The sequence below is a fragment of the Wolbachia endosymbiont of Cantharis cryptica genome (assembly GCF_964277405.1).
Lineage (GTDB): Bacteria > Pseudomonadota > Alphaproteobacteria > Rickettsiales > Anaplasmataceae > Wolbachia.
In genome coordinates this window covers 286630-307199 of record NZ_OZ195521.1, presented here as the reverse complement: position 1 = coordinate 307199, position 20570 = coordinate 286630, and the positions used below count along the sequence as shown (strand labels likewise).

Below are 20570 nucleotides of genomic sequence, written 5' to 3'. Positions count from 1 at the left end.
TCTACAATAGATGTGTAAAAATTAAGTAACTTCGCTTAGGTGAAGTATAGAAAAGCTCATGCAATCATGAGCGGTATGATGTAAGGCACTATCTAGTGCTGCACATCAACTCGGTATGTAAATCTCTCACTAGAGCTTCGGCATATTCTCTTTGAACAATTACGCTGATTTTTGTTTCAGATGCTGTGATAGCAAGTATTTCTATCTTTTTTTCGCTTAAGACCTTGAGTGTGCGATGCATCACTTCAGTGTTAGACATAACGCCAATACCAATTATTGAAATTTTAGCTATATTATTGTTTATAACATAATTTTCATTCTCATTTAGTAACTCTTTCATTAAATCGATATCAAGTTCGGAAATTACAAGACTTGATCCATTTATTATATCAGTTTTAATGTTTGTCCCTGCCATATCTGTTAAAATACGCAAGGTATTTGCAAGGTTAGTAAAAGTTATAAGAGCTTTATTAGTGTTATAAGTTATTCCAGTAATTGTGTATCTCTCCAGTACATCTTTTTCGTGTAGTACTGTAGTGCCTTCTACCTCTTTAAAAGTGGACAGCACTTGTACTTTAATGTTATGTTTCATTGCAAGCTGTACTGAACGATTATGCAGTATTTTAGCACCAGATGATGACATCTCCAACATTTCATTATAAGAGATAGATTTGAGCTTGCGTGCTTTTGGAACAATTTTCGGGTCAGCTGTATATATTCCATCGATATCAGTGAAAATCTCACAAACCTTGACATTAAAAGCTACTGCAAAGGCAACTGCTGATATATCAGAACCTCCTCTTCCAAAAGTAGTGATTCTATCATCATGTATACCTTGAAAACCAGCAATGATCGCAACAGTATAACCTTCGGCAAAAGATCTTTTCAAATGATCAATCTTTATTGTTTTGATTTTAGACTCAGAGTAAAGATCGTCGGTTATAATTGGTAACTGCCAGGCAAGCCATGATTTAGCATTTACTCCGATAGATTGGAGAGTAATCGCTAATAAGCCGCAAGAGATCTGCTCTCCCGCTGAAAGTACAACATCATATTCTGATAGCTCTTGTCTGCAGCTAAAATTTGAGATTTGCCTAGCCTGAAAAGCCATTTGATCAGTAAATCCTGCAGCAGCAGATACAACAACAATTACATGATAGCCTTTCTCAACATCTTTTTTTATCAAATTTGCAACTCGGTTTAAATCAGTTAATGAAGTCCCGCCAAATTTTTTTACGATTATGTTATCCATAGTTATAATATAACTTTCCTGCGGAGAAAAATATAGCGCTAGTTGATATAAATTTTAAAAGGCTTAATTATTCTCCATAGCAAGGTCTCTGGCTAGAAATAACGAGCCACAGATTAGTATGGTTTTGACACTTTGAATAGGGGCTTTTAATATGTGATTTGATATTGCATCGCCGATCGATTCGCATTCAACTACTTTTATCCCTATATTATTAGCCCCCTCTCTGATTAAGCCTGTATTTGTTGCTTTAGGTTCAGATTTAACACAAACCGCACATAGTAACTTGATATATGGTTTTAGGTGTTCCAAAAATTCTTCCACATTTCTGTTACGAGTAACACCAAAAATCACATAGATACCTTCAGCAAAATTATCTTTTACCCACTCAGACAATACTTTAGCACCGTCATTGTTGTGCGCACCATCTAAAAATAATTGCCAATCTTTCGGTAATAAAGAAATTAAATTGCCCTCTTTTATAAGCTCCAGTCGTGCAGGCCAATAGGTATGCTGTAAACCTGAAGTGATGTCCTTTTCTCCAATGTCAAATCCATACTTCCCACTCAAAATGCTACATGCTGCAACAGCGTTTCCCGCATTAATTATTTGATGATTGCCCTTTAAAGATGGCAAAGGAAATTCTATTGATTGAATAGCTGATTGAAAAACCATTTTGCTGCTCTGTTTTTTACAATGCCACTCAAAGCCCCCTCTATATAAAGGAGATTTCTTATTTATTGCATAATGTTCTAGCATATTCATTATAGATTTTTCTTGTGGTGCTATTACGCAAGGAACATTATGTTTCATTATTCCGGCCTTTTCACCTGCTATGGTCTCTACAGTAGGGCCAAGGTATTCCGTATGATCAAGTGCAATGGAAGTAATGATTGTTAAAATAGGATTATCTATAACATTTGTTGCATCAAGTCTTCCACCCATGCCCACCTCGATTAAAGCGACATCGGCTTTATGACGAGAAAAAGCTAAAAAAGCTGTCACAGTTGCAGCTTCAAACAAAGTGATAGGCTGATCTGCAATTGCAGTGCGGCATTCTTCTAATAAGTTATATAATTCATTATCGTCGATATAACTGCCTGCAATAACTATTCTCTCATTAAAATTCACTAAATGTGGAGAAGTGTATGCATGAACCTTATACCCTGCTGCATGCATTATGCATCTTATGAATGATAATGTTGAACCTTTTCCATTAGTTCCAGCTATATGAATTATGGGTGGTATTTTTTTTTCAGGATTATCTAGTTTGCCAAGAAAGCTTTTTATGCGATCAAGAGAAAAATCTTTTGGCCTGCTACCAAGCGGCTTAGGCCAATGAGGCATGTATATCATAGATTATTATTGCATTTTAATTCATCTATAACACTCGCTATACCATCCATATCAATTTTTTCACTGAATTGAGAGCGTTGATTAATAGAAATACTTATCCCATTCATTACAACGTCGCTTATTAAAAAAGAACTGTTATTTTTAGTAACTTTAAAATCAATATTTGTGAATTCTTCGTCACCGTAAGAAAATCTTGTACTGATCAAACAAGTTTCATCGTCAGCTGCTCTTGAGCTCATTATGATCATTTCGCTGCCATTCATGTACTTATATAAAATTTTAGCGCATAAACGCATAAGGTATACTTCGTATTCTCTTAAGAAATTTTCTCTTTCTTTCTGGGTAGTCAAAATCCAATGTTTTCCCATAACAAATCGAGATATTTCTTTGAGATTAACATTATTTTGAATGATCTCCTGAAGCTTTTTATATACATATTCCCGATTTTTTTTATTCTCCTTCGCAGATGTGCTATCCACTTGCTGCTTCATAGCATGCACAAAAATTTTGTGATCTGTACAATTAGTGTAAGCACTTGAAGAAATTGCAATAAAAACAATGATGATTAAAACTTTAGTAATATTCATAAGATAAACTGTAACACTTAAAACACGAAATTGAATAATAGTTAATTTTGTTGTCAACAGCAATATACCTATAGACACGACTCGTGTAAATCAGCTATAATTATAAGGGTCTGTTCTATACGTTATGAGTTAAGTTAAATTTCCCGAGCGATAATCTCTAGACAAGGGAATTGCCTCTATTAATTTCATTGAAATTAATACGTGATGCCCACTTTAACTTCAGGTCTCAGGAATCTACTAAGGCTAACGGTAGATACGGATCCTATTCCAGTTAGTTTAAATTTATGCTCCATCAATACAAAGAACAGGGTATTTTCCTCTGTTCACCTAACGAGGTATTCCAGGTTGTAATTGATGTTGAGAAGTATCCTGATTTTGTCCCTTGGTGCAAAGCTGTTTATATAAAAGAAAAAATTGATAGCCAAATGATTGTGGATCTCCTAGCAGCTTTTCATGGGATTAAAGGAAGATATACATCAGAAGTAACCTTTCTTTCTCCAAGTGGAACAAATGAAGGTTGGATAAAAGCTGCATCATCAAATGGAATATTTAAACATTTATATAATGAATGGAAATTCATTCCTATAGATGAGAGTAAAACTATGGTGGAGTTTTATATAGAGTTTGAGTTTAAATCCAGCTCGTTTTCCACTCTATTAAACTCAGTCTATAAATATACACAAAGTAAAATAATTGCTGCATTCAAAGACAGAGTTGAAAGCCTTGCTGAATAAAAGTTATCTTGACATTATTTATATAAATGCATAATTTTTTTAATAAGTTAAGTATTTATATTGTAATGATTTTTAGATTATTGCTTTTACTAATTTTTATAAGTGTTGATTCTTATGCAGTTGTTAAGGAAGACTTATCTAACAACCAGCACTCTCAAAAAACTGATGAAATAACACCAAGAGAATTACTATCACCATTACCTGATGATAAATTATTAGGAGATCCCAAAGCACCAATTCTAATGATAGAATATGCTTCACTCACTTGTTACCACTGCTCTCTTTTTCATAAGAAAGTTTTTCCTGAAATTAAAAAGAAATATATAGATACAGGTAAAATGCTATATATATTCCGTCACTTTCCTTTAGATTATAGAGGATTAAAAGCTGCAATGCTAAGCTATTGCTACGAGAAAGAAGAAGACTATTTTAATTTTAACAAAGCTGTTTTTAATTCAATAGACTCGTGGAACTACTCTAATTTAAGCGATTTAACTGTATTACAAAGAGTTGCTGCACTAAGCAATTTAAAGCAAGAGACATTTAACCAATGTATCGATGAAGAGAAAAACAAGGAAGTGTTTAACAAAATTATAAATGATAAATCACTGGCAATTAATAAGCTTGGTATTATGGCCACTCCAATATTTTTCATCAAGCTTAACAACGATAAACCGTACGCAGAGTATAATAAAATTAAACATGAAGGGTATAGAACTCTAGAATACTTTACTAATGTGATAGATGAACTATATGAAAAGCTATAGTGAAGTAATACCACTGTAGCTTATCACACAAAAAACTCTATGCTGAGGCATCGTTTTTTATCATTGCTTGTTGTTTTTTACGCTCAAACTCTCTTTTTTTTCTGTGCCAACTGAAGTAATACATAGCAATTTTACTTTCTATTAATATTATTGTTCCATCGTAAAGCTGAACCATATCCATAACTTTTTTCTGAGCTTCATAAAAACGTTCCATATACTTTTCACGATAAGCTGGGTTATGTAGTAATGTAACCCCTTCATCCTTGTTAGATTTTTTATTTAACGTTTCAACTTCACCAGCAATATTACCAGACATATAACCCCCTCTAGTTGATTATGAAAATTATATTTTAAAAAGAGAAATGTACATAAACAGTCCCTTTAACTCTAGTATGATAGTCGATCAACTATTATACTAGTTAATTATAATATTATATATAACAATTTTTGTCACTTAAAATTTTATACTATATAATAATAACCTAAAATAAATGTTCCTATTATTTTAATCTATATTATTATATTCATAAATTTTATATGAATCAAACCTTCTTATAATAAAAAACATGACACGTAATAACTCTAGCACAAAATTGTCATATATAAGAGATTTATTTGCAAAAGAATATAAAAAAATAAAAGAATATTGTATTCTTGGAAAAAAGCAACACATTCAAATTAGCTCTGAAGAAGGAAAGCTGTTAAGTTTTTTTATAAAAATTCATAAAGTAGAGAGTATCGTTGAAATTGGCACGTTATATGGTTACTCATCGATTTGTATGGCAAAAGCTCTACCTGAGTATGGCCATATATATACAATAGAAAACAATCCTGAACACTTAAGAATAGCAAAAAAAAATTTTAGTGCTTTTAATCTGAATAATAAAATTACTTTAATAGGAGGCAATGCATTGGAAAAATTGAATGAATTGTCAGCAAAAGCGCCATTTGACATGATATTCATCGATGCTGATAAAGGTGGTTATCCTAAATATTTAGATTGGGCAGAGTCATACATTAAACAAGACGGGCTAATTGTTGCAGATAATACTCTATTATTTAACACAGTATTTTTGGAATCACCTCCAAAAGAAGTATCAGAAAAATCATGGCATTCTATGAGAGAATTTAATTATAGATTATCAGACGAAAAAAAATATTACTCTATATTGATTTCAACTGATGAAGGAATGACTATAGCTTTAAAGTTAACATAAGTAGACTTCTTGCATAACCTAAAAAAAGGCAAAAGGAATCCCGGTCAACATCTATTTAAAAACATTGGCGTTTTTTTATCTTTTAAACGTTTAATAACCGCGACTTAGCTGCTTTTTAACGCAACTAACCTTGAGCTATAAATGTCTAAAAAATTTTCTAAGCAGAAAAAAAGGCAAAAAAGTCCCGTGTTAGATAGTGCTTACTCTCTAATCCTGCAAACTGGCGTTCTCTACTGTCTTAAACGTTTTATAAGCCCGTTTCAGCTTGTATAGGTAAAAACCTAAAAATGTTGTGAAGACGTAGGGTGCACATAGTGCAAAAAATCGAATATAAGACGCCAATTATAATACTTTTTTGTCGTTTTAATCTGCACAGATTGAAGCTAAATGAATAACTCCACTAGCATAATAAGAGGATTGGCGGAATTTGTCAAGTGGTTTTTCCAACGTGCTGCCAAAAGTTTGTTATGCAAGAAGTCTAGTTAAAAATCAAGGTCAGCATAATGTCTCGGAGGAGTTAAACCAGAAACTCTCTCTAATAATATCTCGCGAAAACAAGGCCTTGACTTAACAATAGAGTACCATTCTTTTAAAATTTTACTTTTTTCCCATGGAAAACTATTTACGTAGTCCATCACAGAAATATGCGATGCTAAGGTAATATCAGCTAAAGTGAACTTATCGGTTGCAAGCCAAACGTTCTTGTTAATCAAGTGTTCAATGTATTCTATATGGCAAGACAGGTTATGTTGAGCTGCATGAAGAAACCTAGAGTCAGGACTGCGGTTAATTATCACTTTCTCATTTATAATATATTTAGTAATTTCATTATAAAATTTATTATCAAACCAATTAATTAAAGCGCGTATTTTAGACTTAACAACAGTAGACGAATCAAGCAATTTGATATCGCTGTTGTAAGTTTCTTCTAGATATTCACAAATAGCGTTACTGTCTGCTATAATAAAGTTATTATCTATAAGAACTGGTACCTGCCCAGTTAGGTTGATCTTCATAAATTCATTCCGCTTCTCCCACGGGTTCTCGTGTACTAAATCGCAACTCAACTTTTTTTCTTTTAGAAGAGCTCTAACTTTTCGTGAAAACGGACAAAGAGGGAAGTGATATAAGATCATAACACCTCTCCTTTGTCATCCCAGTACTCTTTGTTTGTCATCCTATGGCTTGACCCACAACTGTACGAACATTTATTTTTGAAGGTAAATTGCACAGCAAATGATGTCATGCAAGTAGCTGACACTGGAATCCAGTTCTTATTATACAGCCACCTGGAGTACTCATTTAAAATTAAGTTTTCTGGATCCAAGTAGTCAAGCACTGGGATGACAGAAAAAGAGTATTTTGGGTAACAGTTATTTACTCCAAAGTAGTGTTGCAAGAGATCTAACATATCAAATTATAAGGCTAATATAGGATATACCTTGCTAAATAAAAAAAAAAGTATAATATTTTATAAGGTATGCAGGCAAAAACTCTGTAACTTGGTCAGGTCAGAAATGAAGCAGCTATATCAGAATCTTTTTGGGTTGCATACCTATTTCATTGTTTATTTTATTCTGAGCTGTGAACATAGCATTAAAATATCGTCCTGGTAGCTTCAAAGATCTAGTAGGTCAAGATATATTAGTGCGTATATTAGAAAACGCTTTTACTCTCAACAAAATCCCACAAGCTATACTGCTCTCTGGCAGTAGTGGAGTTGGTAAAACTACCACAGCAAGAATAATAGCTTTATGTTTGAATTGTTCCTTGGGACCAACTTTTGAGCCTTGTGGATCATGTAAAAATTGTCTAGCGATAAAAAATTCAAGTCATCCAGATGTGATTGAAATCGATGCAGCAAGTCACACTAGCGTTGAAGATATCAAAGTAATCCTAGGAGATATTTGCTATTCACCTATAAATTCTAAATTCAAAGTTTACATTATAGATGAAGTACACATGTTATCGAGTAGTGCATTTAATGCATTACTTAAAACCCTAGAGGAGCCACCATCAAGTGTAAAGTTTATTTTGGCAACTACAGAAATAAAAAAGATACCAATAACTATCATTGCACGTTGTCAAAGATTTGATTTGCACAACATTCCTGTAGCTAAGATAGTAGAGCGTTTGAATTACATTGCACAAAAAGAAAATTATTTCATTGAAAAGGGAGCGTCAGAATTAATTGCACACCATTCTGGCAATTCAATGCGTAACGCCTTGTTTTTGATGAATCAAGCAGTGCTATATAGTAAAGATGGTACAATATCTACTACAAATGTGATAGACATACTTGGCTTAGTGGATAAAGATATTATATTTGATCTATTAGGAGCAATATTAGATGGTGATTTACAGAAGGCTCTATCAGTGTTTGACAAGGCGGTAAAGACAGCAAACCCACTTAGTATTTTTGAAGGCCTGTTACAAACAATCCAGTTAATATGCCGTTTTTTAATTACAAAAGAGATTGATAGTTCAGTTACAGAATGTGAAAAGAACAGGATAAAAGACTTAAGTATAAAGAAGTCCTTAATATTTTTCTCGAGATTGTGGAAGGTATTGCTCAAGGGAGTTCAAGATATAAAAGCTTCAACATGTAATGATGTTGCTGCTGAAATGATGTTAATTGGCCTCTGTTATCTTTCTGATTTACCCTCTCCGGAACAGATGGTCAAAAAAATTCTTACGCAGAATACACAGCAAAGGAATATGCGCAACGCAGAGAACGCACAGCAAAAAAATTATGATTTTAATAAGATTTTGCAACTATTACGACAGAATAACCAAATTTATCTTTACAAACAGCTATGTAGTAATCTACAATTAACGGATTGCAAACCTGGGTATTTAAAATTAAAAGCTGTATCTCAGTTGGATAGTAATTTTTGTAATGACTTAAAAAATTACTTAAACCAAGCCACTAAGCAAGAGTGGGTTGTTACAGTTGATGCAGGTTATATAAACAGGGAAGTAAGTAATTTAAGTTATGCACCTGCAGTTAAGGACATACTTGATACGTTTAAAGGTGCAAAAGTAGTTAATATAGAGAATAAGGAGTAAGTTGTGGATTTTAGTCAAATAATGAAGCAAGCGCAAGAGATGCAAAAAAAGCTTGCAGAAGCTCAAGAAAAATACATTGGACAAGAGTTTCAAGGTATTTCTGGTGGTGGTCAAGTTGTTGTGACGGTAGTGGTTGTAAAAATAGGCAGTTATAAAGTTAAAAAGGTAAACATAGACTTAGAGCTTATGAGAAATGAGGAGAAGGATATAGTAGAGGATTTAGTAACAGCAGCGTTCAACGATGCCATTAAGAAGGCAGAGGAAGATATTGCAAATGCAACCTCTGATCTTGCAGGTATGATGGGTTTACCACCTGGGTTTAAGCTTCCCTTTTAAATTTTTTCTATAATTATTATTTCTTTTCTGGTATTTCTAACGCTGGCGCTTCTTTATATATCCACCTACAAGATTACACAAAGGTGGAAGAAGCTGCAGCATTGAGGATGGTGCAGAGAATAAAGAAATACTAGAGCTAGTGAGAGTAATAGACCTCTTGCATAACAAACTTTCGGCAGCGCGTTGGAAGAAATTTCTTGACAAACTCCGCCAGCCCCCTTATCATGGTGCTAAGGGTATTTCTGACTCAAAACTTGTTTTTGACCTGCAGGCTCAATGACAAAATTCAGTAAAAAAACTCAGGGTATTTTTTGGCGGATTACATAAAATTATGGCGGCTGCATGTCTTTTAAATTTTTTCTACATTCAGCCAAATCGCGCTTATATTAAGCGTTAGCACATTATTACAGCGCCACTTACAGTAATAGAGAGTCAAAACTCGCACCACGGGGTTTCTTTTGCCTTTTTTTAGGTTATGCAAGAAGTCTATCAAGAGTAAAAAGTCATATAATTCTGCCTTTTCATTAATAAAATCTTTACCTTCCCCTAAAAATTAGTTTAAATGTCAAATATTTTATGTTATTTAAGTTAGTACTTGACTTAACTTTAGTTTTTGCTTAAATTGCTAAAGTGGAATTTTAATTTTTTTAACGAGGACAATTATGCATTATAAAAAGTTTTTTTCAGCAACCGCTTTAGTAACGTTGCTAAGTTTATCACACTCTGCTTTTTCAGACCCTATTGGTCCAATAGATGATGAAGAAACCAGTTACTATTTTCGTGCGCAATACAACGGTGAATTTTTACCTATTAAGACAAGCATTGCTGGTATTGACTACAAAAAGGACACTGAAGCTCAAGATCCTTTGAAAGCATCCTTTATAGCTGGTAGTGGTGCATTTGGTTGCAGAATGGATGGCGTCAGAGTTGAGTTTGAGGGGGGCTATTCGCAACTAGACAAGAATACCGTTACAGATGCAATATTTACACCAAGTGTTGCAGATAAGTTATCAGTAATTTCGGGGCTGGTTAACGTTCATTACGATGTACAAATCGCAGATATGTCTGTTATTCCATATGTTGGTGTTGGTGTTGGTGTAGCGTATATCAGCAATCCTGCAAAAGAAAAAATTGTTGCGGATCAAAAGCATGGATTCGGTTTTGCTTATCAAGCAAAAGCTGGTGTTAGCTATCCTTTAACTACAGGTATCGATCTTGTTGCTGGAGGTCGTTATTTCGGTGCTTATGGTGCTAAATTCGATAAAAAAGATGCGAACAATGCAGTTACTAAAGACGCATATAAAGTTCTTTACAGTACTGTTGGTGTAGAAGCTGGAGTGGCGTTTAATTTCTAGTCTGCTCTCCTATCACCTCCCAGTGACTTTTGCTTGTCATCCTGGTGGTTCTTTCTTGTCATCCCAGTGTGTGACACTGGGATCTAGAAAAAAGAAATGTGGATTCCAGTGCCAAGCACTGGAATGGCACTATTTGCTATGTGGGCTGCTTTAAGCTATAATATTTGTGCAGTTGTATGTTACGTGCTAGCAGCCAGCGTCAAGATATCTAAGAAATTTAGAGATATACAGTAGGTTTGTGCTTTCTTAAAATTAAAGCTTGAATTTTTGCTAGAAAATCAATATATTATATGCATAGAGTTTTAATGAAGTTGTTATGTTAGTCCCAACGGTGAGCCTATGTATTAATAGTAGCACTAATCTTATGCAATATGTTGCTAAAGTGCAAAAGTTTCCTATGTTGTCTCAAGAGGAAGAAGTACAACTAGCAAAAAATTGGAATGACTACAAGGATATTTCTTCTGCTCATAAATTAATTACCAGCCATTTGAATTTGGTAGTGAAAATTGCAATGAAGTTCAAAAATTATGGACTATTGCTAATGGACCTGATCATGGAAGGAAATATGGGTTTAATGCATGCAGTGAAAAAGTTTAATCCTGATTTAGGGTTTCGCTTTTCAACTTATGCGGTATGGTGGATTAAAGCTTCAATAAAGGACTTCATATTGAAATCTTGGTCATTTGTAAAAATAGGCACAACGCAAGCACAAAGGAGATTATTTTTTAGTTTGCGTAAAATAAAAAAGAGAATTTTACAATATACAAACAGAGAAACTTTAAGTAATGAAGAAATAAAAGCAATATCCAATGAGCTTTCTGTATCCGAAGGAGACGTTGTACAGATGAATTACCGTTTAGCTTGTAAGGATCAGTCGCTAAATAATTGCATAAAAATAGGTGATGACTCTAAAAAGGAGCTACAAGATATGATCCCGTGTAACTCGGTCAGTCAAGAAGTAACCTATCAGAATCATGAAGAGAAAGAATTAAAAGAAACAATTTTAAACAACGCGCTAGCAAACCTCAACGAAAGGGCAAGAGACATTTTTATTAGCAGATATTTGTCTGAGAATACTCAAACTCTAGATGAGCTGAGTAAAAAATATTGTGTTTCAAGAGAAAGAATAAGGCAGCTAGCTGAACAAGCGATGAGTAAGGTAAAACAATATATACAATCGGAAAGTTTGAAATTTGGTTTGCATGCGTAGTTTTTTCGTATTTCTAATATTTTTTTCAATAGGTGCTTTTGCATCGGTTAGTAATGTTCAATTGAAGGAAAAATACAAAGATTGGCTTGTATATACTGCATTGGAAGATGGAGAGAAAGTGTGTTACATCGTATCTTACCCTAAGAAAAAAAGCGAGCATTATACAACCAATCGCAAGCCATATGTAATGGTCAGTTATGTTGATAAAAAGGCAGATGAGATCAGCGTCACTTCTGATTTTCAATATGATAAAGAGCCTGTAACTCTCAATATTGATAAAAAAATTAAATATACGTTGCCCATAATACAGGGAAATTTTGCGTGGGCAGAGCATACAAAAACAGATCAAGATCTCATTCTAAAAATGAAGCAAGGATTATCAATGGTAGTGAATGGAAAAATAAAAACAGCAACTATTGATGATACTTATTCCCTATTGGGTTTTCAAAAAGCATATCAAAAAATGCATCATTTGTGCCACACAAAGTAAACTATCTTTGCTGTGTTATGTTCATAACTTACCCCTAGCATATTAATATAATTTGACATAAATATAAAACGCCTATTGACAATTCCAATATGTTCAGCAATAAATTCCAAGCTTTCAATCTAACTGATCGCCACCCGGTAATGGTGGCAGGCCAAACGCTTCCCTTTTTTCATTGAGTGTCATGAAGCTTGCATTTTCTACGTATTTCGACAATTTTTGCCTCTTTTCCATGAGAATTTCTATTGCATCTTTGTCGTATGACAAACATAGATCCTCGCCAAATTTTGGTGTTAGCCAAGAATTCAGGTGACGGACAATATTTTCTAGCGTTGGTAAAACCGTTTGTTCCCATAGGGACAAGCGCGCTTCAACTAAATTGCTGTAAGTATTATCACCTGGTATGCCAAGCAACTGCGGTGGAACACCAAAAGCCAGGGCAATATCACGAGCTGAGCTGTGTTTGGACTCAATAAAATCCATATCCCTTGGTGATAGACTCATTTCCTTCCACTCCAATCCTCCTTCAAGCAATATCGGTCTTCCAGCGTTGACGGGACCTGAATAATGATCATTTATCTGCTCTTTCAAGCGTTGGTATTGCTCTTGACTTAAATTTCCGCCACTCCCATCTTTCGCTGATTTCACAACTATTGCACCACTTGGTCTTGCCCCATTTTGCAACATCGCTTGATTCCAAGCACCCGCCTGATTATGCTGATCTATACTATATGCGGCTGCTTCAATTGGTGACAGTCCATACCAATCACTCAAAGGGTTGAAGGTTTTAAGATGCAACACTGCTGAACGTCCAGTTAGCTTATTAACTTTAAAGTCATAACTGTTATTATTCACAGTATAGCGATATGTATAAGGAACGTTATTTCTTCCAGGAACAATCTCAACCCTATCTGGGCGCAGAAGATAAAGCTCTGTTGGTGGTTTCCTATTCGACTCAATCATTAGCACATAAGCATTACCGCTAATTAATCGATAAGTTACAATTCCTTCAACAAATTCTGATTTTGATGTTATTGGGTTAGGAGAATAAAGTAACTTTAATAATGGATGGACTTTTAGTTGTGACTTTCCCTGCTCAGTAAGCCGATAGAGAATAAAAGGTACTGAAGATGCAGCATTTGCAATCATATTGATTGCTCGAAAGGCAATAACATTTTTGACGTAACCTTCCTCAGCAAAACTTACATAATTACGCTCACTCCAACTTGGCTCCATTATGAGCTGCAGAGCAGAATATTTATGTATTTTTCTTCTTTGAAAAATATTGAAATTCATGTTTGCCTCTTGTTTGTTGGAAAATAAAAATCATTAAAACTGGAAATGTATTTGATTTGAAATTCTGTATTTAAGAAAGTGAAAGTGGTGTCATTGAGTTAGACACCACTTAAAAAAACTCTATGTTATTATTTTATTTATTTCTGATGCTCGGGGAATGAGCGCTCAGTTTGTAAAACGGAGGAAAATTTAGAATCAGGTTCACGATCAAGGTACTTGCCATGACGCCTCGTCTCTCTAGGTAGCACACTGTCATTAGAACCAGGACCAAGATATTTGCCATGACGCCTCGTTTCTCTAGGTGGCTCCCTGTTAATAGCATCCTGAGGCTCTGTATAAGGTTCTCCCTCATCAGAAGTTGGACGGTGGTCAACTGGTTGTTGGGAGCGTCTAAGTTCAACAGGTCCTTTTGGTGGCTCAGGTGCAAGGATATTTTCAACAGAAGCTTGATCTATTGATGTAATTGCAGGTGCTTCTTTCTTGCCATTTTTGTTATTAGGCATATTACCTCCTATGTTAATCAACAAATTAACATTCTACACCATTATTATTAAATGAATCGATATGCTCTTTTTAGTATTTTTAATACTTTGTATAAAAGTTAAGAAAGTGATATATAAAATGCGACAATAGCACGCACTTAAGTTTATTCTACAGAATAAGGGGGGAAAAAATTAAACATGACAGAATGGCTAATATCTGATCAGCTTATTGATTATAACTATGCTGTAAAATTCATGGAAGAGAAAGTTCGACAAATTTATAATAATTCATCTGATGAATTGGTATGGCTACTCCAGCACCCTCCACTTTATACTGCAGGGACCGGTGCAGCAGATGACGACATTGTTGAAAAACTATTTCCTATATATAAGACAGGTAGGGGTGGCAAACACACATATCACGGTCCAGGGCAGCGCATTATATATTTAATGCTAAACCTCAAAAAAAGAAATAAATGTGATATAAAGCTATATATTAGAGACCTAAGTAATTGGATAATAAATGTTTTAAAACACTTTAATATACTTGGAGAATTCAAAGAAGATAGAATAGGCATTTGGGTGAACAATAATGGAGTAGAAGAAAAAATAGCAGCTTTTGGCATTCGCTTAAGAAAATGGGTAACTTATCATGGCATAGCGCTTAACGTCTTTCCAGATCTCTCTCACTATAAGGGTATTATTCCTTGCGGGCTGAAAGATTATGGTGTTACATCAATGAAAGAATTAAGAGTTGAAGCTTCACTTTCTGAATTGGACGATATACTAAAAAAAGAGTTTTATAAGATATTTTAATGATCATTTACCTTTTCTATTTCATTCTCACTTTATGTGCTAATACAGGCACTCATGCAATCGACCAAGTTGATGTCATTGCTCCTTCCTCCAAGGGAAAAGAATCAGATCTGACTGCCATGAAAGAATATGTAGAAGCTTTAGATTTTAATCCCCATATTTCGGAGAAAATATACAGCAATGATAATCCATTCTACTCTAACTCTGATGAATTTAGAGCAAATGATTTGATTAGCGCCCTAACCGATGATAGCAGAATAATTTGGTGCATTAGAGGAGGAGAAGGGGCTTCTCGGTTAATTCCTTACTTAGAAAAATTGCCCAATGATAAAAAAGAAAGAATTGCTCAAAATAAAAACAAGAAAATTTTTATAGGCTACAGCGATATAACTGCTTTGCACATCTATCTACAAGTCAAATACGATTGGCAAACTCTTCACGGTACCATGTTGGAAATGACAGTAAATAACTCCGTTTCTGAAAGTTCTGTTGAAAAATTAAAAGGACTAATTCTAGGTCAGCGGAGTTCTATTAGATTTGATAACTTAAAAATAATTAACAATGGTACTAAACTAAAAAGTGGCAGGTTAGAATCCAAAATCGTTGGTGGTAATATGACTCTAGTTGAAAATAGTATAGGAACTGCTTGGCAAGTGAATGCAAAAGGGAAAATTTTATTTTTAGAAGATACAAGGGTCTACCCATATGCAATCGAGCGCAGTTTAGATCACCTAAAACAAGCTCATATTTTCAATGAAGTACATGCAGTAATTTTTGGAAACTTTGTTAACTCCGGTAATGATAATCTTGTTGAAGTTGTAAAAGAGAGATTTGCAAAAAGCGTAAACTTTCCAGTGTTTACAGTTCAAGGAATAGGCCATGGACATATAAATGACCCTTTACCTCTTAACACTCACTCTATTATTAGCGTTCAAGACGAGAAAGAAGGTTTGTTTTTTATGGATGTGCAGAATGTTAGGCTTACGGATTCTGTACTATAGCTAAACTGACTTAGGTTTACCGACAACCGTTACTCGTTAGCGCCGCACGCAGCTTAGCTATAGGCCAAGATCACAATGTTCGTATAGCTGCAACCCTGGAGGTACTGCTTCTCACCCACTGCAAATATTATAATGCACCCATTTGTCTATAGCTAAAGTGGCTTAGGTTTACCTACAATTTGAAAAACAACAAATTCGTCATTCCGCTACTCGTTAGCGGAATCTATGCTGATACCAATTCTCATTACTAGTGAATCAAATAAGCAGCATTACAGAGTTTTTTAATTGCGGAGTGAGAAAGAGAGGCAATAAATTTACACAAAGCGCTCTCAAGCAGAGCAATTGTATCGTAGATTTTATTGCGCAAAACGTTCTGTTTTATATATAACCAAAACCTCTCAACAGTCAGGTGAGTATGGTGGTAGGTATATAATGACCTTACCCAGAAAAAGTAGAGAGGAAGTTAAGCCATTTTTGAAGTAAAATAAAACATGATTATGAGGGCTTATTATGGTAAAGAACAGAAAAAATTACACAGTGGAATTTAAATTAGAGGCAATAAAGTTGGTAAAGGAAACGGGGCAGTCAGCAAGCAAAATAGCTAAAGATTTAGGAATAGATAACAGTACACTAAGTGACTGGATAAAAAAATATAACGAAAAAGGATCAATAGAAGAAGCATTTCCTGGTAAGGGAAAGTTGGCACCATGTGATAAAGAAAAGTTTGAATTAAAGAAAGAACTAACAAGAGTTACTAGAGAAAGAGACATTTAAAAAAAAGCCCTGGGATATTTTGCAAGTCACAAAGAGTAAAATATTTATTTATCAAAAAGCATGGAAACTACTATAAAGTACAGGAGTTATGCAGGATTTTGAAAGTATCTGCTAGCGGCTACTACAAATGGACTAGTAAGAAGAAAAGCAGCAAAGAATTAACAAGGGAGCAGCTTCTAGCAGACATTCAAAAAATATACCAAGCATCTAATTGTAGATATGGGGCACCTAAGATTCATGCTGAACTAAAGGCTTTAGGTAAAAATTGCAACATCAAAACAGTGCAGGATATCATGCAAAAAAATGGTATTCAAGCTAGACTGAGGCGAAGATTCAAAAGCAAAAAACAGCAGACTGACAATAGGGTTATAACTCCCAATATATTGGACCAAAACTTTACTACTAGTCAGCCAAATAAAGTATGGGTAACTGATATTACATACATAAAAACTAAGGATGGATGGCTATATTTGGCAGCAATAATTGATCTATATTCACGTATGGTAGTTGGCTGGTCAATGAGTAGTACAATAACTAAGCGATTAGTTATAGATGCTTTATTGATGGCTGTTGATAAGCGCAAACCAGCCAAAGATCTGCTATTTCATAGTGATCAAGGTTCACAATATACCTCTAAAAATTATCAGTTTTTGCTGAACACAAAAAACATCATTTCCAGCATGAGTCACACAGGCTGTTGTTATGACAACTCTGTTGTTGAAAGCTTTTTCAGCTCACTCAAACGGGAGCTTCTTATTGATACTTCGCAACACTCTGCTCAGCAAACTAGAACTGCTATATTTGAGTACATAGAAATTTTTTATAACAAACAGCGTAGACATTCTACTATTAATTATTGCATTCCTGAGAAATTTGATTCATCATTTTCATAATAAAAATGGCTTAACTTCCTCTCTACTTTTTCTGGGTAAGGTCAGGCTTGTTTTGAAGGTGGAACTTAATGGATCCATAAGCTCACATTCTATCCCTAAACTTTTTTTAATTAACTTTAAAATCATAGAAAATACTGTCGGAAAAGGAAGTTTTCTTGTTCGTGTGAAACTGTTTTTTTCAACACAATGGATTTTCTGAAAAGTTTTCAAGTATATTGTATTTTTAATCCGTAAAATAAGATTCTTTCCTTTCTGCATGTATCACCTAAAAAGGACACATTTTAAACTTCTTTGTTGAAATAAAATAGAAACAAAAGTGCTGTTTCTTGGAGTTTTTGGATAATTTAATGGTAAAAATTTTAGAGAGAAATTTTATACACAATCACTAACATTTTTCCTTAAGTTGACGCCATTGCGTGAACGGTTACGAATAAAGCTCTTACATAGCCAATTTATAGTAGTACGAGAAATACAGATTAGCAATGTAACCTGTTTAATAAACATACACAAAGTCAACTGAAGTTTAGACTGTTATGTCCTGGCGGTTTTGTGGTGGAATAAGTTTTTTTATGTTACTAACAATACAGTTAGTTGTAGTTTTAGCTATTTCATCGAATTTGTCTTTTATATTTCCACCTATTTTTCCTTCAAAACACTCGTATAGAACTAAAGCAGCTACAGCTGCACATGCTGCAGTTAAACCAGTTTGTGCTATGATGAGCAGTGATAGCCCGCCTGCAAATATAGATATTAGTCCAATAGCTAGGTTTATAATTTTACTTTGTGTTGTTTGTTGCGTTGCTTGATTTTGATCTGCCTGTTTATCCTCTAAAACATTTGATATTGTTTTTGAGGCAATTTTTATCGCTATTGCTGCAACCGGGACCATAATTAGCCCTATAGCTATTTTTGCTAAAAGAAGAATTGACGGTAGCATCATTATAAACAATAGCGATCCAGCTCCTATAGCTAACCACTTCTCATTTATTTTTTTAGGTTGATTCTCATTAGTATGCATTGTAACCCTCCACTTCACTTAATAATTTATTCATGTTTAATACAAAATGTGAAGGTAGTCAACAATATGTTTTATAGCTCTTTCTACAACAATTCAACTGCAATTTACAACAGCCATAAACACGCATCTTACTTCATTTATGTGAAAGGCTATAAATTACTTTAGCTACAAACATTAAGAAATTTACCAAATGGGAAGAAAAGGCAAAAGGAAACCCGGTCAACATCTATTTAAAAACATTGGCGTTTTTTTATGTTTTAAACGTTTAATAACCGCGACTTAGCTGCTTTTTAACGCAATTAATCTTGAGCTATAAATGTCTAAAAAATTTTCTAAGCAGAAAAAAAGGCAAAAAAGTCCCGTGTTAGATAGTGCTTACTCTCTAATCCTGCAAACTGGCGTTCTCTACTGTCTTAAACGCTTTATAAGCCCGTTTCAGCTTTTATAGGTAAAAACCTAAAAATGTTGTGAAGACATAGGGTGCACATAGTGCAAAAAATCGAATATAAGACGCCAATTATAATACTTTTTTGTCGTTTTAATCTGCACAGATTGAAGCTAAATGAATAACTCCACTAGCATGATAAGAGGATTGGCGGAGTTTGTCAAGTAATCTTTACATTGAGGGAAAAGTTTTTTTATATTATTCTTTGCCGATTCGTGGTTAAGTTTACAATTTTAGAAAGAGTTACGTATTATTTGAAATCCTTATATACTGTTTTGAATCAGTTAGAGAGAATTGAGTGCAGGATGCGGTTTTAGTTTTACAAGATGGTAAGTGCTTTTTGGGAAAATCAATAGGTAAAAAAGGCAAGTGCATAGGTGAAATCTGTTTTACCACTGGTATGACTGGTTATCAGCACACTATAACTGACCCTTCTTTTGCTGATCAGATTATAACATTCACTTTTCCTCATGTTGGTAATGTCGGAATAAACTACAAGGATAATGAAGGTGAGAGAATTTTTGCAAGTGGTGTGATTATGCGTGAACTTTCTCCTGTGTCTCATCATTCTTCATATATTAGTTTAAATGATTGGTTAGAGAGGAATAATGTAGTTGGGATATCAGGAATTGATACTAGAGCCTTGACGAGACATTTGAGAAAACATGGATTTCAAAATGGAATGATATGCTCATCGAGCGAGATGCATGCGTTGGATGAATTGAAGAAATACAAACCTATAAATGGAATAGATATAATCAATAAAGTCAGTTTAAATAATAATTTTAAAAACGATCTTAATGCAAAATATAAAGTTGTGGTGGTTGATTTCGGTGCAAAGGCTAGTATAGTTTCGCGCTTAATAGAACTTGGTTGTGCAATTGAATTAATCAAGCCAGATAGAGGTTTTGCTCAAAAAATATTAAGCATGGGTCCAGATGGTATAGTGTTTTCAAATGGTCCTGGTGATCCGCAAGAAATAGGGGAGAGTGTAGTTCCAGAAATAGATGTTATTGTAAAGTCTAAAATACCAGTTTTTGGCATATGCATGGGTCATCAATTACTTGCGATTACTTTGGGGGCAAAAACCATCAAGATGAATGTTGGTCACCGAGGAAGCAACCATCCAGTTTATAATGTAAATAGCGGAAAAGTTGAGATCACCAGCCAAAATCATGGCTTTGTTGTTGATTCATCTTCTCTACCAAGTAACGTTGAAGTTACTCATATTTCTCTATTTGATAATAGTGTAGAGGGAATAATGATGAAGAATTACCCAGTCTTTTCTGTGCAATACCACCCAGAAGAAGCGCCAGGTACGCACGATTCACATTATCTATTTAGGCACTTTATTAACAATATTGAGTTATATAAAATGAAGTCCGCCTAATCTTAGTCAAACAAGGTTTTATTGCTTGATTTTTTAGTTTTAGGCATTTAGTATTAAATAATATATAGTAAAAGCTTAAGTTAAGATA

General features: G+C 34.2%; 21 protein-coding genes, 2 other RNA genes and 3 pseudogenes. 15 read left to right on the top strand and 11 right to left on the bottom strand.

What is annotated here, in order from left to right; genetic code table 11:
* Positions 1–88 precede the first annotated feature (88 nt).
* The 3 genes from ACICP6_RS01485 to ACICP6_RS01475 form a co-directional block, all read right to left on the bottom strand.
* Complete coding sequence (locus ACICP6_RS01485; RefSeq protein WP_395463336.1) at positions 89–1252, bottom strand: aspartate kinase; 1164 nt, start codon at positions 1250–1252, stop codon at positions 89–91.
* Between the two features lie 63 nt (positions 1253–1315).
* A complete protein-coding gene (locus tag ACICP6_RS01480) occupies positions 1316–2605 on the bottom strand; it encodes a bifunctional folylpolyglutamate synthase/dihydrofolate synthase (RefSeq protein WP_395463335.1) in 1290 nt (429 codons plus the stop codon).
* A complete protein-coding gene (locus ACICP6_RS01475; protein WP_395463334.1) occupies positions 2602–3192 on the bottom strand; it encodes a phospholipid-binding protein MlaC in 591 nt (196 codons plus the stop codon). The genes ACICP6_RS01480 and ACICP6_RS01475 overlap by 4 nt, the downstream gene beginning before the upstream one ends.
* A 104-nt stretch (positions 3193–3296) precedes the next feature.
* On the opposite strand from ACICP6_RS01475, the gene ssrS reads away from it, so the two are divergent.
* The 3 genes from ssrS (at position 3297) to ACICP6_RS01460 (ending at position 4693) form a co-directional block, all read left to right on the top strand.
* Positions 3297–3458, top strand: a non-coding RNA gene (gene ssrS, locus ACICP6_RS01470) — 6S RNA.
* Between the two features lie 18 nt (positions 3459–3476).
* Complete coding sequence (locus ACICP6_RS01465) at positions 3477–3926, top strand: type II toxin-antitoxin system RatA family toxin (RefSeq protein ID WP_395463333.1); 450 nt, start codon at positions 3477–3479, stop codon at positions 3924–3926.
* Positions 3927–4006: 80 nt separating this feature from the next.
* The gene (locus ACICP6_RS01460) at positions 4007–4693 is read left to right on the top strand and encodes a thioredoxin domain-containing protein (protein ID WP_395463332.1); all 687 of its coding nucleotides are present in this window, start codon (positions 4007–4009) and stop codon (positions 4691–4693) included.
* Positions 4694–4730: 37 nt separating this feature from the next.
* Here the strand turns inward: ACICP6_RS01460 and ACICP6_RS01455 are convergent, their stop codons facing one another.
* Positions 4731–5009 carry a hypothetical protein gene (locus ACICP6_RS01455; protein ID WP_395463331.1) on the bottom strand — a complete coding sequence of 93 codons (279 nt, stop codon included), beginning with the start codon at positions 5007–5009 and terminating at the stop codon, positions 4731–4733.
* A gap of 250 nt (positions 5010–5259) precedes the next feature.
* Here ACICP6_RS01455 and ACICP6_RS01450 point away from each other — a divergent pair, with 250 nt between their 5' ends.
* The gene (locus tag ACICP6_RS01450; RefSeq protein WP_395463330.1) at positions 5260–5910 is read left to right on the top strand and encodes an O-methyltransferase; all 651 of its coding nucleotides are present in this window, start codon (positions 5260–5262) and stop codon (positions 5908–5910) included.
* Between the two features lie 482 nt (positions 5911–6392).
* Here the strand turns inward: ACICP6_RS01450 and ACICP6_RS01445 are convergent, their stop codons facing one another.
* Entirely contained in the window at positions 6393–7046 is a 654-nt protein-coding gene (locus ACICP6_RS01445; protein ID WP_395463329.1) for a glutathione S-transferase family protein, read from the bottom strand.
* Positions 7047–7150: 104 nt separating this feature from the next.
* A pseudogene (locus tag ACICP6_RS01440) lies at positions 7151–7270 on the bottom strand (WPE palindromic element domain-containing protein); the annotation flags it as partial.
* Positions 7271–7383: 113 nt separating this feature from the next.
* On the opposite strand from ACICP6_RS01440, the gene ffs reads away from it, so the two are divergent.
* From ffs to ACICP6_RS01410, 6 genes are all read left to right on the top strand, one after another.
* Positions 7384–7473: signal recognition particle sRNA small type (ffs, locus tag ACICP6_RS01435), an RNA gene on the top strand.
* 21 nt (positions 7474–7494) lie between these two features.
* Positions 7495–8979, top strand: a complete 1485-nt coding sequence (gene dnaX / locus ACICP6_RS01430; protein WP_395463328.1) for a DNA polymerase III subunit gamma/tau — start codon at positions 7495–7497, stop codon at positions 8977–8979.
* 21 nt (positions 8980–9000) lie between these two features.
* Positions 9001–9315 (top strand): YbaB/EbfC family nucleoid-associated protein, encoded by a 315-nt coding sequence (locus tag ACICP6_RS01425; protein ID WP_395463630.1) that lies wholly within the window; start codon positions 9001–9003, stop codon positions 9313–9315.
* A 662-nt stretch (positions 9316–9977) separates the two neighbouring features.
* Positions 9978–10670 (top strand): P44/Msp2 family outer membrane protein, encoded by a 693-nt coding sequence (locus ACICP6_RS01420; protein ID WP_395463327.1) that lies wholly within the window; start codon positions 9978–9980, stop codon positions 10668–10670.
* A 316-nt stretch (positions 10671–10986) separates the two neighbouring features.
* Positions 10987–11880 carry an RNA polymerase factor sigma-32 gene (locus tag ACICP6_RS01415; protein WP_395463326.1) on the top strand — a complete coding sequence of 298 codons (894 nt, stop codon included), beginning with the start codon at positions 10987–10989 and terminating at the stop codon, positions 11878–11880.
* On the top strand, positions 11873–12370 hold the full coding sequence (locus tag ACICP6_RS01410) for an invasion associated locus B family protein (protein WP_395463325.1): 498 nt from the start codon (positions 11873–11875) through the stop codon (positions 12368–12370). The genes ACICP6_RS01415 and ACICP6_RS01410 overlap by 8 nt, the downstream gene beginning before the upstream one ends.
* A gap of 114 nt (positions 12371–12484) precedes the next feature.
* Here the strand turns inward: ACICP6_RS01410 and ACICP6_RS01405 are convergent, their stop codons facing one another.
* Both ACICP6_RS01405 and ACICP6_RS01400 read right to left on the bottom strand, forming a co-directional pair.
* The gene (locus tag ACICP6_RS01405; RefSeq protein ID WP_395463324.1) at positions 12485–13663 is read right to left on the bottom strand and encodes a phage portal protein; all 1179 of its coding nucleotides are present in this window, start codon (positions 13661–13663) and stop codon (positions 12485–12487) included.
* A 137-nt stretch (positions 13664–13800) separates the two neighbouring features.
* Entirely contained in the window at positions 13801–14166 is a 366-nt protein-coding gene (locus ACICP6_RS01400; RefSeq protein WP_395463323.1) for a hypothetical protein, read from the bottom strand.
* Positions 14167–14343: 177 nt separating this feature from the next.
* Between ACICP6_RS01400 and lipB the strand changes: the two genes are divergently transcribed.
* Positions 14344–14961, top strand: a complete 618-nt coding sequence (gene lipB, locus ACICP6_RS01395; protein ID WP_395463322.1) for a lipoyl(octanoyl) transferase LipB — start codon at positions 14344–14346, stop codon at positions 14959–14961.
* Positions 14961–15962, top strand: coding sequence for an LD-carboxypeptidase (locus ACICP6_RS01390; RefSeq protein WP_395463321.1), 1002 nt, complete (start codon positions 14961–14963; stop codon positions 15960–15962). Before lipB ends, ACICP6_RS01390 begins: the two co-directional genes overlap by 1 nt.
* Positions 15963–16209: 247 nt before the next feature.
* On the opposite strand, the pseudogene ACICP6_RS01385 reads toward ACICP6_RS01390, so the two are convergent.
* Positions 16210–16396: pseudogene (locus ACICP6_RS01385) on the bottom strand (IS630 family transposase); the annotation flags it as partial.
* A gap of 76 nt (positions 16397–16472) precedes the next feature.
* On the opposite strand from ACICP6_RS01385, the gene ACICP6_RS01380 reads away from it, so the two are divergent.
* Both ACICP6_RS01380 and ACICP6_RS01375 read left to right on the top strand, forming a co-directional pair.
* The gene (locus ACICP6_RS01380) at positions 16473–16736 is read left to right on the top strand and encodes a transposase (RefSeq protein ID WP_395462617.1); all 264 of its coding nucleotides are present in this window, start codon (positions 16473–16475) and stop codon (positions 16734–16736) included.
* A 14-nt stretch (positions 16737–16750) separates the two neighbouring features.
* The gene (locus tag ACICP6_RS01375) at positions 16751–17629 is read left to right on the top strand and encodes an IS3 family transposase (protein ID WP_395463625.1); all 879 of its coding nucleotides are present in this window, start codon (positions 16751–16753) and stop codon (positions 17627–17629) included.
* 12 nt (positions 17630–17641) lie between these two features.
* Here ACICP6_RS01375 and ACICP6_RS01370 read toward each other — a convergent pair.
* A pseudogene (locus tag ACICP6_RS01370) lies at positions 17642–17887 on the bottom strand (IS4 family transposase); the annotation flags it as partial.
* 265 nt (positions 17888–18152) lie between these two features.
* A complete protein-coding gene (locus tag ACICP6_RS01365; protein WP_395463320.1) occupies positions 18153–18647 on the bottom strand; it encodes a hypothetical protein in 495 nt (164 codons plus the stop codon).
* Positions 18648–19390: 743 nt separating this feature from the next.
* Here ACICP6_RS01365 and carA point away from each other — a divergent pair.
* Positions 19391–20482 (top strand): glutamine-hydrolyzing carbamoyl-phosphate synthase small subunit, encoded by a 1092-nt coding sequence (carA, locus tag ACICP6_RS01360; protein WP_395463319.1) that lies wholly within the window; start codon positions 19391–19393, stop codon positions 20480–20482.
* Positions 20483–20570 lie beyond the last annotated feature (88 nt).